At 62.0% G+C, this 13,577-nt stretch carries 14 protein-coding genes; 12 read left to right on the forward strand and 2 right to left on the reverse strand.

Going from position 1 to position 13,577, the window contains the following annotated elements; translation table 11 throughout:
- The first annotated feature begins 555 nt into the window (after window positions 1-555).
- The 11 genes from hybO (at window position 556) to HKD46_RS07480 (ending at window position 11,722) form a co-directional block, all read left to right on the forward strand.
- On the forward strand, window positions 556-1,689 hold the full coding sequence (gene hybO, locus HKD46_RS07430; protein WP_042008183.1) for a hydrogenase 2 small subunit: 1,134 nt from the start codon (window positions 556-558) through the stop codon (window positions 1,687-1,689).
- 2 nt (window positions 1,690-1,691) lie between these two features.
- A complete protein-coding gene (hybA, locus tag HKD46_RS07435; RefSeq protein ID WP_139700855.1) occupies window positions 1,692-2,735 on the forward strand; it encodes a hydrogenase 2 operon protein HybA in 1,044 nt (347 codons plus the stop codon).
- A complete protein-coding gene (hybB, locus tag HKD46_RS07440; RefSeq protein ID WP_139700856.1) occupies window positions 2,728-3,915 on the forward strand; it encodes a Ni/Fe-hydrogenase cytochrome b subunit in 1,188 nt (395 codons plus the stop codon). The genes hybA and hybB overlap by 8 nt, the downstream gene beginning before the upstream one ends.
- On the forward strand, window positions 3,912-5,615 hold the full coding sequence (hybC, locus tag HKD46_RS07445) for a hydrogenase 2 large subunit (protein WP_139700858.1): 1,704 nt from the start codon (window positions 3,912-3,914) through the stop codon (window positions 5,613-5,615). Before hybB ends, hybC begins: the two co-directional genes overlap by 4 nt.
- Window positions 5,615-6,145, forward strand: a complete 531-nt coding sequence (locus tag HKD46_RS07450) for a HyaD/HybD family hydrogenase maturation endopeptidase (protein ID WP_139700860.1) — start codon at window positions 5,615-5,617, stop codon at window positions 6,143-6,145. The genes hybC and HKD46_RS07450 overlap by 1 nt, the downstream gene beginning before the upstream one ends.
- Window positions 6,127-6,657 carry a hydrogenase-2 assembly chaperone gene (hybE, locus tag HKD46_RS07455; RefSeq protein WP_139700862.1) on the forward strand — a complete coding sequence of 177 codons (531 nt, stop codon included), beginning with the start codon at window positions 6,127-6,129 and terminating at the stop codon, window positions 6,655-6,657. The genes HKD46_RS07450 and hybE overlap by 19 nt, the downstream gene beginning before the upstream one ends.
- Before the next feature lie 121 nt (window positions 6,658-6,778).
- A complete protein-coding gene (locus HKD46_RS07460; RefSeq protein WP_139700864.1) occupies window positions 6,779-8,398 on the forward strand; it encodes an ABC transporter substrate-binding protein in 1,620 nt (539 codons plus the stop codon).
- Complete coding sequence (locus HKD46_RS07465) at window positions 8,383-9,393, forward strand: ABC transporter permease (protein WP_139700866.1); 1,011 nt, start codon at window positions 8,383-8,385, stop codon at window positions 9,391-9,393. The genes HKD46_RS07460 and HKD46_RS07465 overlap by 16 nt, the downstream gene beginning before the upstream one ends.
- Window positions 9,383-10,198, forward strand: a complete 816-nt coding sequence (locus HKD46_RS07470) for an ABC transporter permease (RefSeq protein WP_139700868.1) — start codon at window positions 9,383-9,385, stop codon at window positions 10,196-10,198. Before HKD46_RS07465 ends, HKD46_RS07470 begins: the two co-directional genes overlap by 11 nt.
- Complete coding sequence (locus HKD46_RS07475) at window positions 10,192-10,980, forward strand: ATP-binding cassette domain-containing protein (RefSeq protein ID WP_139700869.1); 789 nt, start codon at window positions 10,192-10,194, stop codon at window positions 10,978-10,980. Before HKD46_RS07470 ends, HKD46_RS07475 begins: the two co-directional genes overlap by 7 nt.
- A 100-nt stretch (window positions 10,981-11,080) precedes the next feature.
- Complete coding sequence (locus tag HKD46_RS07480; RefSeq protein ID WP_139700871.1) at window positions 11,081-11,722, forward strand: ATP-binding cassette domain-containing protein; 642 nt, start codon at window positions 11,081-11,083, stop codon at window positions 11,720-11,722.
- A 351-nt stretch (window positions 11,723-12,073) separates the two neighbouring features.
- On the opposite strand, the gene hypB is transcribed toward HKD46_RS07480, so the two are convergent.
- On the reverse strand, window positions 12,074-12,946 hold the full coding sequence (gene hypB / locus HKD46_RS07485; protein ID WP_221413907.1) for a hydrogenase nickel incorporation protein HypB: 873 nt from the start codon (window positions 12,944-12,946) through the stop codon (window positions 12,074-12,076).
- Between hypB and HKD46_RS21310 the strand changes: the two genes are divergently transcribed.
- Complete coding sequence (locus HKD46_RS21310; RefSeq protein WP_234887563.1) at window positions 12,827-13,207, forward strand: hypothetical protein; 381 nt, start codon at window positions 12,827-12,829, stop codon at window positions 13,205-13,207. The genes hypB and HKD46_RS21310 overlap by 120 nt on opposite strands.
- On the opposite strand, the gene hypA is transcribed toward HKD46_RS21310, so the two are convergent.
- Window positions 13,185-13,526 carry a hydrogenase maturation nickel metallochaperone HypA gene (gene hypA / locus HKD46_RS07490; protein ID WP_139700876.1) on the reverse strand — a complete coding sequence of 114 codons (342 nt, stop codon included), beginning with the start codon at window positions 13,524-13,526 and terminating at the stop codon, window positions 13,185-13,187. The two genes, HKD46_RS21310 and hypA, sit on opposite strands and share 23 nt — an antisense overlap.
- Between the last annotated feature and the right edge of the window lie 51 nt (window positions 13,527-13,577).

Raw genomic sequence — 13,577 nt, forward strand, 5'->3', positions numbered from 1 at the left:
AAAGACTGGAATGGGCAGCTGATTATTTGGCCAAGAACGCTTGCCGAACCAAGCAGAGAAAATCGATACAGAACAGGACCTTGGAAGGAGTTTTAAAGGGACTCAACGCTTAAGGTCCTGTACATGAAAAGCTGATAATAAATATCGTTTGCGCGTTCATTTTGGTTGGTGATATATAATTAAATAAAATTTAAAGGTATATGTTTTTAGCTACTTCTGACGCGGAAAAAAGCCTGTAACTGGTAGCATAAATATTGGATCAAATAGTGTGACAACGCTTTCATTCTGATTATTTAACATCACGAACTAACGGGTAATTTAAATGAATTAAATTCAATAACACGCAAAAATACCCCCTAGTGGGTATTTTGGTGGCCCACGCCATGCTTTCTAAGTCTATGCTATATATGGATTTTTTAAATCCATGATGATGAGTTTTCTATTTGAATAATGTTCCGTCACTTGATGGAGATCAACATAAAGGGGGAGGGGGAGGCATAGCATTCCCGCAATTAAGCATTTGTCAAACAATGCTCACTGACGGGAATAAGAAAAATGGTCGAGGATACTTTTTTATCGGCTCATGGAATTAATCGCCGTGACTTTATGAAATTGTGCGCCGGGATGGCCGCAACTCTGGGATTAAGCCAGCATGCCGTGGCCAAGATGGCCACCGCGCTCACCAGCCCCGAGCGGCCGCCGGTGATCTGGATAGGGGCGCAGGAGTGTACCGGTTGCACCGAATCGCTGCTGCGCGCCACCCACCCCACCATCGAGAACCTGATCCTCAACACCATTTCGCTGGAGTATCACGAGGTGCTCTCGGCGGCCTTCGGTCATCAGGCCGAAGAGAACAAGCACAATGCCATCGAACGCTACAAGGGCAAGTATGTGCTGGTGGTGGATGGTTCCATCCCGCTTAAAGATGGCGGCATCTACTGCATGGTGGCCGGTGAACCCATCGTCGACCATATTCGCCGCGCGGCTGCCGATGCGGCCGCCGTCATCGCCATCGGCTCCTGCGCCGCCTGGGGCGGGGTGCCTGCCAGTGGTGGCAACCCGACCGGCGCCGTCAGCCTGGAAGAGGCCCTCGGCAACCTCGGCACGCCGATTATCAATATCCCGGGCTGCCCGCCCAACCCCCACAACTTCCTCACCACGGTCGCCTACTACATCACCTACGGCAAGCTGCCGGCGCTCGATGCCAAGAAGCGGCCGCTGTTTGCCTATGAGCGGCTCATCCACGAAAACTGCGAGCGTCGTCCGCACTTCGACGCCGGCCGTTTCGCCAAGGAGTTTGGCGACGAGGGCCACCGTCAGGGCTGGTGTCTCTATCACCTGGGCTGCAAGGGGCCGGAGACCTACGGCAACTGCTCGACCCTGGAGTTCTGCGACGTGGGCGGCGGCATCTGGCCGGTGGGCATCGGCCACCCCTGCTACGGCTGCAACGAGCAGGGGGTGGGGTTCAGCAAGGGGATCTTCCAGCTCGCCAAGGTGGAGAATCCCACCCCGCGGGTGAACAAGCCCGACGTGGCCATCCAGGAGGGAGGACACATGTCGCCCACCGCCACCGGCCTTATCGGTGGGGCGCTCGGGGTGCTGGTCGGGGTGAGTCTGATGACGGTGCGCGAGCTCGGTCGCCAGCAGAAGCGCCATGAAGCCGGACAGCACTCATCACGGGAGGAGTGACCGTGAACAGACGCAATTTTCTCAAATTCGCCTCCGTCGGTGCGCTGGCGGCGGGCACCACCGTTTCCGGCACCGCGCTGGCGGCGGCCGAGAACAAGCCGCCCATTCCCGGTGCGCTCGGCATGCTCTACGACTCCACCCTCTGCATCGGTTGCCAGGCCTGTGTGGCGGAGTGTCAGCGCCTCAACGGCAACCCGGTCAATCCGGCCGGGGAAGCGACCTGGTCCAACAACGACAAGCTGAGCCCCTACACCAACAACATCATTCAGGTGTGGAAGAGCGGCACCGGCGAGCACAAGGATCAGCTGGTGGATGGCTATGCCTACATCAAGAAGCAGTGCATGCACTGTGTCGATCCCAACTGCGTCTCCGTCTGCCCTGTGCAGGCGCTGACCAAGGATCCCAAGACAGGCATCGTCCATTACGACCCGGACGTCTGCACCGGCTGCCGCTACTGCATGGTGGGCTGCCCGTTCGATGTGCCCAAATATGACTACGACAACCCGTTCGGGGCGATCCACAAGTGCGAGCTCTGCAACCAGAAGGGGCTTGAGCGCATTGATCAGGGCAAATTGCCCGGCTGCGTCGAGGTGTGCCCCACCGGCGCCGTCATCTTCGGCACCCGCGAGGCGCTGATGGCCGAAGCCAAGCGCCGGCTGCTGGCCACCCCGGGCAGCGAATATGCCTACCCGCGCCAGACCCTCTTAGCCAATGACCCTTACCTGCACCAGGTACCCAACTACCAACCTTACGTCTATGGCGAGAAGGAGGGGGGCGGCACCCAGGTGCTGGTGCTGGCCGGGGTGCCCTACGCCAGGCTCGACATGCCCGACTTGCCGGAGCTCTCCTCCGGGGCCCGCTCCGAACATATCCAGCACACCCTCTACAAGGGGATGGTGCTGCCCATGGTGGTGCTGACCGGGCTCTCGGTGCTCATTCGCCGCAACAGCAAGAAAAATGGCCAGGATCACCATGATGACGAGGGCCATGGGCCTGACAGTCATCCGGATCAGGGCTCGGTAAAGGGAGGCAAGGATCATGAGTAATCACAAGGCACATCCGCTGGGGGGCAGGCTGGTCAGCTGGCCGGTACTGGTGCTGGCCCCCTTCGCCGTGCTGTGCGGCATGTTGATCTTGAAACGCCTCGTCTTCGGACTGGGTTCGGTCACCGATCTCAACGGGGGTTACCCCTGGGGGCTCTGGATCTCGTTCGATCTGCTGATCGGCACCGGTTTTGCCTGCGGCGGCTGGGCGCTGGCCTGGGCGGTCTATGTGTTCAACCGGGGGGAGTATCACCCCCTGGTCAGGCCGGCCCTGTTGGCGAGCCTGTTCGGCTATTCCCTGGGCGGCCTCTCCATCACCATCGACGTCGGCCGTTACTGGAACCTGCCCTATTTCTACCTGCCCGGTCACTTCAACACCTCTTCGGTGCTGTTCGAGACGGCGGTCTGCATGACGATCTATATCGGGGTGATGGCGCTGGAGTTTGCGCCCGTGCTCCTGGAGAAGTTCGGCTGGAAAACCTCCATGGCGCGTCTCAACAAGATCATGTTCTTCATTCTGGCGCTGGGGGCCCTGCTGCCCACCATGCACCAATCCTCCATGGGATCCCTGATGATAGTGGCGGGGGAGAAGATCCATCCGCTCTGGCAAAGCTACGAGCTGCTGCCAGTCTTTTCGCTTCTGACTGCCTTCATCATGGGCTTCTCCATCGTGGTGTTTGAAGGCTCCCTGGTGCAGGCGGGGTTGGCGGGGCGCGGCCCCAACGAGAAGTCGCTGTTCTACAAGCTGACCCAGGTGATCGACATCTTCCTGATCCTGTTCGTGGCGCTGCGCTTTGCCGAGATCGTCATCAACGACAAGTCGGAGTATCTCTCCGAGTGGAATCGCTACGCCTTGATGTTCTGGAGCGAGATCGCGCTGATGATCTTCCCGCTGCTGGTGTTCCACTGGGACAAGAGCCGCCGGGATTCCCGCATGTTGTTCCTGGGGGCCCTCAGCATGCTGCTGGGCGCCGCTCTCTGGCGACTGGACTACTCCCTGCTCGCCTTCAACCCCGGCAATGGCTACCACTACTTCCCCTCCGCGGCGGAAGTGCTGATCTCCTTGGGCTTCGTCGCCATCGAGGTGTGTGCCTATTTGCTGCTGATCCGGCTGCTGCCGGTACTGCCATCACTTGAACGTGTTCACCAAGATTATCAGGCCCGAGGGAAAGCCAACGTATGAGCCAACGTATCACCATAGACCCCATCACCCGCATCGAGGGTCACCTGCGTATCGACTGTGAAATCGAAGGCGGCGTCGTCACCAAGGCCTGGTCGTCCGGCACCATGTGGCGCGGGATGGAGGAGATCGTCAAGGGCAACGACCCGCGCGATGCCTGGATGATAGTGCAGCGCATCTGCGGGGTGTGCACCTCCATTCACGCCATCGCCTCGGTGCGGGCGGTGGAGAACGCCATCGGCGCCAAGGTGCCGGTCAACGCCCAGTACATCCGCAACCTCATCATCGCGGCCCACAACATCCACGATCACATCGTCCACTTCTATCAGCTCTCCGCGCTGGATTGGGTGGACATCACCGCGGCCCTTGAGGCCAACCCGCAGAAGGCGGCGGACATGCTCAAGGGGGTATCGACCTGGTCCCTCAACAGCGCCGAGGAGCTCGCCAAGGTGCAGGAGAAGATCCGCGCCCTGGTGGCGAGCGGCCAGCTCGGCATCTTTGCCAACGGCTACTGGGGTCACAAGGCGATGAAGCTGAGCCCGGAGGTGAACCTTATCGCCGTGGCCCACTACCTGCAGGCACTGGAGTGCCAGCGCGATGCCAACCGCATCGTCGCCATCCTCGGTGGCAAGACCCCCCACATCCAGAACTTGGCGGTGGGCGGCGTGGCCAACCCTATTAACCTGGATGCGCCGAGTGTGCTCAACCTGGAGCGGCTGCTCTATGTGAAGAGCTTTATCGATCGGCTCGGCGAGTTCATCGAGCAGGTCTACAAGGTGGATGCCGCCATCATAGCCGCCCACTACCCCGAGTGGCTGAACCTGGGGCAGGGGGCTAAGCACTACCTGAGCGTGCCGGAGCTTCCCACCGACGGTAACGGCGGTAGCTTCCTGATGCCCGGTGGCTACATCGAGAATGGCAATCTGGCGGGGTATCGCCCCATCGAGAGCCATCAGGATGGCTGGCTGATGGATGGCATTGCCGAGAGCAACAAGCACGCCTGGTACAAGGATGACGAGCCCCTCAAACCCTGGGAGGGCAAGACCGAGCCCGATTACACCGGCTGGCAGGATGACGGCAAATACTCCTGGGTCAAATCCCCCACCTTCTACGGCAAGGTGGTGGAGGTGGGGCCGCTCGCAGACTTGCTTGTGAAACTGGCCGCCAAGCACCCGGAGACGGTGGCGCACTTCGATCAGCTGAACGGCCTCTACAAGGCGCTGACCGGCTCTGCCATCAAGACTGAACAGCTGCACTCCACCATGGGTCGCATCATCGGTCGCGCGGTGCGCTGCTGCGTGCTCAAAGACACCCTGTCACATCAGTGGAAGGCGCTGGTGGACAACATCGGCAAGGGGGACACCACCGCCTACATCAAGGCAGAGATCCCGGCGGACAAGGAGTTTCGCGGGGTGGGCTTTGAAGAGGCGCCGCGTGGCATGCTCTCCCACTGGATCGTCATCAAGGGCGGCAAGATCGAGAACTATCAGGCGGTGGTGCCGTCGACCTGGAACTCGGGCCCGCGCAACTTCAACGACGAACCTGGCCCCTACGAGCAGGCGCTGGTGGGCACCCCGGTGGCGGATCCCGCCAAGCCACTGGAAGTGGTGCGCACCGTTCACTCGTTCGACCCCTGCATGTCCTGCGCGGTCCACGTGGTGGATACCCAGAGCGGCGACGTGACTCAGGTGAAGGTGCTGTGATGAACACCCTGATCCTGGGCGTAGGCAACCTCTTGCTGAGCGATGAGGCGGTGGGGGTTCGCATCGTCGAGGGGCTGGAGCGCGACTACCGTTTCGCCCCCGGCATCGAGCTGCTTGACGGCGGCACCGCCGGCATGGAGCTGCTCGAAGCGATGGCCAGTCGCGACCACATCATCCTGGCGGACGCGGTGCGCAGCGGCAATCCGCCGGGTACCGTGGTGACCCTGAAGGATGAAGCGATCCCGACCCTGTTCGGTCGCAAGATCTCCCCCCATCAGCTGGGGCTGGCGGACGTGCTCTCGGCGCTGCACATGACGGGGGAGTCCCCCAGGCGGCTCACCCTGATCGGGGTCGAGCCCGAATCCCTCGAACCCCGCATCGGCCTCACCCCCGTGGTGGCGGCTGCCATGGGGGAGGCGACGGATCGGATCCTGACCCTGCTGGCCAGCCTGGGAGCACCGGCCATCCCGCTCTCCGAGCAGGAGAAGGCCGAGCGAGCGCGGGAGGGCCTATGGCGCAATCCATTGTGAATGAGACCGAGATAGTGAATGTGCAGAAGATCGAGCCGGTGCAGGAGTTTGCCGGTTTTGCCGCGAACCCAGCCCCGCGCCTGGTGGCCCAATACGAGCGGATCGCGCAGCAAGAGATGCAGGCCCTGCCGTTCTACCACCCGGCCATGCCGATAGTGGCGCAGTGCACCCTGTTTGAAGATCAGTGGCTCGGCTGCGTGCTCACCCCCTGGATGTTGAGCGTGGTGGTATTGCCGGGGCCGGATCAGCTCTGGCCGGTGCGCAGCAGTAGCGAACGCCTCGCTCTGCAGCTCCCCTGCGGCAACCTGACCTTTATGGTGGGGGAGTTGCCCGAGACGGGGCAGTTGCTGGCCTGCTCGCTCATGTCCCCCATCGACCCGCATCTGGGGGCCGACGAGGGTCGGGCGCTGGTGAGCAGCACCCTCAAGATGCTGCTTTCGCTTCCGGTGCAGCAGGGGGAGGGCGGCGTGGATCTGGGGCGCCGACGACTGTTCGGGGGACGAAAGTCCTGAGACCAAGGCGTGCCGACAACCGGGCGCGTCAGTTTGACACAGGGGCCGGCATGGGCCCCTCACTCGCCTCATTGAGGTGGCGTTGCATCTCTGCGAGTGAATCCTGGGAACAAGGATCATGATGAAGATTGAACATGGCCTCATCGATGGCCTGCTGGGTGCGCCAGTCCTGGTGCGGGCACTGCCCCTGCTGGCCCTGCTATCGGGCGGTTTCTCTACCATGGCGCTGGCTGCCCAGCCCGTCCCCGCCGAACTCAAGCTCGCCATTGGCAGTGAGCCCACCGAAGGGTTTGACCCGCTGCTTGGCTGGAGCCACGGCAGCTACCTGCTGCTGCACAGTCCGCTGCTCAAGCAAAACGCCGACCTCAGCTGGCAGAATGTGCTCACCCAATCGGTGACCCCGAACCAGGATGGCAGGGGGTGGCTTATCCGCCTCAAGCCGAACCTGACATTCTCCAACGGCGCGCCCCTCACCGCCGAAGACGTGGCCTTTACCTACAACAGCGCAGCCCAGGGGGGCGGCAAGATCGACATGGGCAACTTTGTCTCGGCCAAGGTGCTCTCGCCTACCGAGGTTGCCATCACTCTTAGCGCCCCCCAGAGCACCTTCGTCAACGTGCTGGGATCGCTTGGGATAGTGTCGAAGAAGGATTACGATCCCAAGCGCTATGCTCGCGAGCCGGTCGGCGCAGGCCCTTACCGGCTGGTGAGCTTCCTGCCCGGTCAACAACTGGTGGTGGAGGCCAACCCCTATTACACCGGTGGCAACAATGATTTCAAACGGCTGGTGTTCGTCTTTATCGATGAAGAGAGCGCCTATGCCGCCGCCCGGAGCAATCAACTCGATCTGGTGCGTATCGCCCCGTCACTGGCGCCCACCGTGCCTGCTTCCCTCAAGCTCTGGGTACGGCCGAGCGTGGAGAACCGCGGCATCGTCTTCCCCATTCCTCCAGCGGGTAAAAACGATGCCAAGGGTTATCCCATCGGCAACGACGTGACCTCGGACGTGGCGGTGCGCCGCGCCATCAACTACGCCATCGACCGCAAGTTGCTGGCCGACCAACTGCTGGAAGGGCACGCCATCCCCGCCTATAGCGCGGTAGAAGGCTTGCCCTGGCTAAACAAAGCCACCGCCTTCAAGGATGGCGATGCCGCCCACGCCAACGCCCTGCTCGACGAGGCGGGCTGGAAGATGGGCAGTGACGGCATTCGCCACAAGGGCGACCTGCGCGCCGCCTTTACCCTCTGGTACACCAGTGGCGACAGCACCCGCCGGGATCTGGCGGAAGCGGTGCGGGCCATGCTCAAACCCATCGGTCTTGAGGTGAGCCTCAAGTCCGGCAGCTGGGAGCAGGTGGAGCGTGAGATGCACGCCAATCCGGTGCTGATGGGGTGGGGGAGTCTGGATCCCATGGAGCTCTATCACCACTACCAGAGCGGTTCCGGTGGCGTGGAGTTCTACAACCCGGGCTACTACAGCAATCCGGTGGTGGATGGCCACCTCAAGCAGGCGCTGGATGCCCCGAACTGGCAGGCGGCAGTGCCGTTCTGGCAGCAGGTGGAGTGGGATGGCAAAACCGGCGCCGGAGTGCAGGGGGATGCGGCCTGGGCCTGGCTGCTCAATGTGCAGCACACCTATCTCGCCAACCGTTGCATCGATCTTGGCAAGGGGGCGCCGGAGATCCACGGTAGCTGGTTTTTGCTCAACAACCTGCAGGATTGGCGGTGGACGTGCCGTTAAGTTCGCCCTTGAGTCATTCAGGTTATCTGTTGCTAAAAGCCCTGCTGCGTCTGGCAGGGCTGTTATGTCTGGTCTCGGTCGCCACCTTTGTGCTGCTGAGTTACTCCCCCATCGACCCCATCAAGGCCTATATCGGCAACGATCTGCTCCATGTGCCGCCGGAGCAGTACGCCCGCATTGCCGCTCGCTGGGGGCTGGATCAACCGCTCTGGCTGCGCTACTGGCACTGGTTTACCCAGGTGCTGCGGGGGGATCTCGGTTACTCCATGCTCTATAACGCACCGGTGGGTGAGGTAATAGGCCAGCGCTTTGCTGCCTCCTTCCTGTTGCTGGCGGGCGCCTGGCTGCTCTCCGGCTTGTTCGGCATCCTGCTTGGGCTCTGCGCCGGTCGCTATCTCAATCGCTGGCCCGATCGACTTATCTGCCGCTTTGCCTACCTGCTCGCCTCCCTGCCCACCTTCTGGGTCGGCCTGTTGCTGCTCGCCCTGTTTGCGGTGTACTGGCCGCTACTGCCGGTCTGCTGCGCCTGGACGCCGGGGCTCGCTGCCGATGAGGCGGATTGGGCCATGCGGTTGCGTCATCTGCTGCTGCCGGTCACCACGCTCGCCCTGCTGGGGCTGGGCAATATCGCCCTGCATACCCGGGGGCGGGTGGCCGAGGTGCTGGAGAGCGACTTTATCCGCTACGCCCGCGCTCAGGGGGATGGCGGCTGGCCCATGCTGCGCTTTCACGTGCTGCGCCACGCCCTGACCCCGGCGCTCTGCCTGCAGTTTGCCTCCCTTGGCGAGCTGATTGGCGGATCGCTCTTGGCCGAAAAGGTCTTCTCCTACCCGGGGCTCGGCCAGGCCACTGTGGATGCGGGGCTGCGGGGGGATATCCCCTTGCTGATGGGCATCGTGCTCTTCTGCACCCTGCTGGTCTTTATTGGCAACACGGTGGCCAGTTTGCTGCTGGCCCGCATCAATCGGGGTTGGGAGGGTGAGCATGCTGTTTAACCCGTTTCCCTCCATACTGCGGCTGGTTTTTGCCCTGCTCGGATTGGCGCTGCTGGCCACTTACGGCTGGATCCTCTCTCATCAGGATGTGCCGATGGATCTGCTGGCGCGCCAGCAACCTCCCTCGCTGACCCACTGGTTCGGCACCGATCAGATGGGGCGGGATCTCTGGTTGCGCGCCTTTCAGGGCACCCTCACCAGTCTGGAACTTGGGCTAGGCACGGCGCTCTGCAGTGGTCTGCTGGCCATGGTGGCGGCAAGCGTGTCGCTCATCCATCCCAGATGCGATGCTGCGGTGAGAATGGTGATCGACGCCATGCTGGCGCTGCCCCATATGCTGCTCTTGATCCTTATCTGCTTCACCGTGGGGGGCGGCATGCGCGGGGTGATCCTGGCGGTGGCGCTCACCCACTGGCCCAAGTTGGCGCTCATTCTCTGCGCAGAAGCGCGGCGGATCGCCTGCAGCGACTATGTGGTGCTGGCCCGCTGTCAGGGGATGGGGGCGCTGCGTCGCTGGCGCATCCACCTGCTGCCGGGGCTGTTGCCCCAGTGGTTTATCGGCACCCTGCTGATGTTTCCCCATGCGGTGCTGCACAGCGCGGCCTTGAGCTTTCTCGGTTTTGGGCTGGCGGCCCACGAGGCCTCGCTGGGCCTGCTGCTGGCCGATGCCCTGCGTTATCTGGCCGGTGGCGGTTGGTGGCTGGCGCTCTTCCCGGGGCTGATGTTGCTGCTGCTGGTTCTGCTGTTTGATCAGGCTACCCGCGCCTTGCAACAGCTGTTGTGGCACAGGAGTGAACCATGCTGAGTTTTGATCAGGTGACCATAGAGGCGGCCCACTACTCCTGGCTGGGGCGGCGCAGCTGGCAGCCTTTGCTGACCGATATCAGCCTGCAACTGGCGCCGGGGGAGATAGTGGCGCTGGTGGGGGGGAGCGGCGAGGGCAAGAGCCTGCTGTTGCAAAGCGCTCTGACATTGCTGCCGGACAACCTGCGGATGCGCGGCAGCATCTCCCTCGATGGCGTGCCCCTGTGCGACGCCAGCCGAGCCCGTCTGCGCGGCCACACTCTCTGCTATGTGGCACAGGGGGTAAGCGCCCTCAATCCATTGCTGACGGTGGAGCGTCAGCTGGGACGGGCGGCACGCCTCTGCGGCCAGAGCGGTTCTCGCGAGCGGCTCGGCGAGCAGCTGCTGCGCTACCAGCTGCCCGCGACCACCCTGGACAGATTCCCGCGCCAGCTCTCCGGCGGCATGGCCAAGCGCATTCTGGCCTGCACTGCGGCGCTCGGCGGTGCCCGCTACATTCTGGCAGACGAGATCACCGCCTGGCTCGACGAGGGGCTGGCCTGTTTGCTGCTTGGCCAGTTGCGTGAATTGGCCAATCAGGGTAGCGGCATCCTCTGGGTGACCCACGATCTGGCGCTGGCGGCCCGCTTTGCCGATCGCATTGTGGCGCTGCATCAGGGCCAAGTGAGCGACACCCTGAGTTGCCACCATCTGCGCCAGGGGCAGGGGAGCGAGATGCTCAGAGCCCAGTGGCAGGCGCTGCCGGAGTTCAATGTGCTCTTCCCTGCGCCGGAGGTTTCCTGATGTTGGTATCTCTGAGACTAGCCGTGTGTTGCGCGGCAGACATTCAGTGGCAGGCGCTGCCGGAATTCAATGCGCTCTTCTTTGTGCCGGAGGTTTCCTGATGTTGGAAGTACGAAATCTCACTATCGCCCAGGGGGAACGTCCCCTCTGGCAGGGTTTATCGCTGACGGTGAAAGCGGGCGAACGGCTCGGCATCTCTGCGCCGAGTGGCCATGGCAAGACCACGTTGGGGCGGGTATTGGCCGGTTGGCAACCGGTTGGGGCCGGCGGGCAGATCCTGCTGGATGGGCAGCCGGTGCCTGAACAGGTAAAAGGTTATAACCCTATGCAGCTGGTGCCCCAGCACCCGGAACTCACCTTCAATCCCTATCGCACCACCGGGCAGGCGCTGTGGGATGTGTGGCGCCCCGATGACGCCATGCTGGCCCGCTTTATGGTCAAACCTGAGTGGCTCGGCCGTAAACCCGGTCAGCTCTCCGGTGGTGAGCTGGCCCGCATCGCGTTGCTGCGCGCCCTCGATCCCCGCACTCGTCTGCTCATTGCCGACGAGGTGACCGCCCAGCTGGATCCGCAAATCCAGCGCCAACTCTGGCGTGAATTGATGGTTGAATGCGAGCAGCGCGGCCTTGCCATGCTTGTCTTCAGTCACCAGCAGGCACTGCTGCGTCAGATCTGTCATCGGGTGCTGCGCTTTGGTGAGATGCAGCCCGTGACTGGTGTATTGGCTGAAAATGCGGCCTGAGGGTTAGTTCCCCCTCATCCCCAGCCCTTCTCCCGCAAGGGGGGAAGGGAGCAGAAGGTGCCATTTCGCCAGGCTCGGGGTTTAGGGTTTGGAGAACCTCTGGGTTTGAAAATATGGCTGGTTGTTATGCTCGAAGCTCCCCTGAGGGGTTTGAGGGCGTCGTATAGTCGCGGCATCCACAAACCGGTTCCCTCTCCCTGGGGAGAGGGTCAGGGTGAGGGGACGCGAGTATGAGGCGCGGGCCATTCGGTATAGAGAGAACGCCTGATAAGGTTTGTAAATAAAGAGAGGGAGGCATCAGCCTCCCTCTCTTGTTTTCTACCGTTATCAGCGGCGTTTAACCGGTTGATTTCAAGCACTGGCCAGCCAGTTGAGCCAGGCATCCATCCCTTCCCCCGTGGTGGCGCTGACCTGGATCACCTGGATATAGGGGTTGACCCGTTTGGCGTTCTCGATGCAGCGGGCCACATCAAAGCTGACGTAGGGCAGCAGATCAGTCTTGTTGATCACCATCAGCTGGGCGGCGGCGAACATGTCCGGGTATTTCAGCGGCTTCTCTTCCCCCTCGGTGACGGAGAGGATCGCCACCTTGTACTTCTCGCCGAGATCGAAGCTGGCGGGGCAGACCAGATTGCCCACGTTCTCGATAAAGAGGATGCCCCCTTCATTGGCGGGCAGCTGGTGGCAGGCATCGTGCACCATCTTGGCGTCCAGATGGCAGCCCTTGCCGGTGTTGATCTGCACGGCAGGGACGCCGGTGGCACGGATGCGATCCGCATCGGCGCTGGTCTGCTGATCCCCCTCGATGACGGCGCAGGGGCGCAGGCCTTCGAGGCGGCGCAGGGTTTCGCACAGCAGGGTGGTCTTGCCCGAGCCCGGGCTCGACACCAGGTTAAGCACCAGTTGGGCCGCCTCGTCGAAGTGTTCGCGGTTGTGGGCGGCCAGCGCGTTGTTTTTGGCCAGCACATCCATCTCGATGGCGATCAGCTGGCGCTGCCCCATGCCGGGCACCGACAACCCAGCTTCCCCTTTGCCGTAGTGCAGATCACCCTGCTGATGGTCATGGTCATGGTCATGGTCATGGTCATGGTCATGGTCATGGTCATGGTCATGGTCATGGTCATGGCTGTGATCATGGGGATGCGCGTGGGAATGGCCGTGGTCATGAGAGTGGGCATGTTCATGATGATGGTCGTGTGGGTGATCATGCCCCTCATGGCTCATGGGAGCCCGCACCCCGTGGTAGTGGTGATGGACATCCCCCTGATGGTGATAGTGGTGGTGAATGATCAGGGGGCGCGGCGCACTCTGCTCGTGGTCATGGTGGTGATGGGCGTCATGAGCATGATGATGGTCGTGCTCATGACCATGTTCATGGTGATGTTCATGTTCGTGATGATGCTCATGATCGTGCTCATGGCCGGCGATCCGCGCCTGGCCGCATCCGCATACGCTACACATATCAACTTACCTCGATGTCGGTGATGCGCAGGCTATCACCCTGCGCGACTCGTAATTTGTACCCACCACACTCGGGACAGGCCTGCCCGCGCTCGGTGAGGGTGACCGTCTGGTTGCAGTCGTAACACCAGGCCTCTGCCGCCTGGTGCTGAAAGTGCAGTTGGGCGCCTTGGGCCACGGTGCCCTTGGCGGCGGCCTCGAAACAGAAGGCAATGGTGTCCGGGTCGACGCAGGAGAAGTTGCCGACCTCGAGCCAGAGGGCGGTCACCTTGGTAAAGCCCCGCTGGGTGGCCTGTTCAGCCGCCAGATCGATGGCGGCCATGGCCAGAGACATTTCGTGCATGGTGGCTCCTTAACCGATATGGGGAGGAGCTGTGACTCCTCCCTGTAATTG

The sequence above is a fragment of the Aeromonas sp. TW 6 genome (assembly GCF_013168745.1).
GTDB lineage: Bacteria > Pseudomonadota > Gammaproteobacteria > Enterobacterales > Aeromonadaceae > Aeromonas > Aeromonas caviae.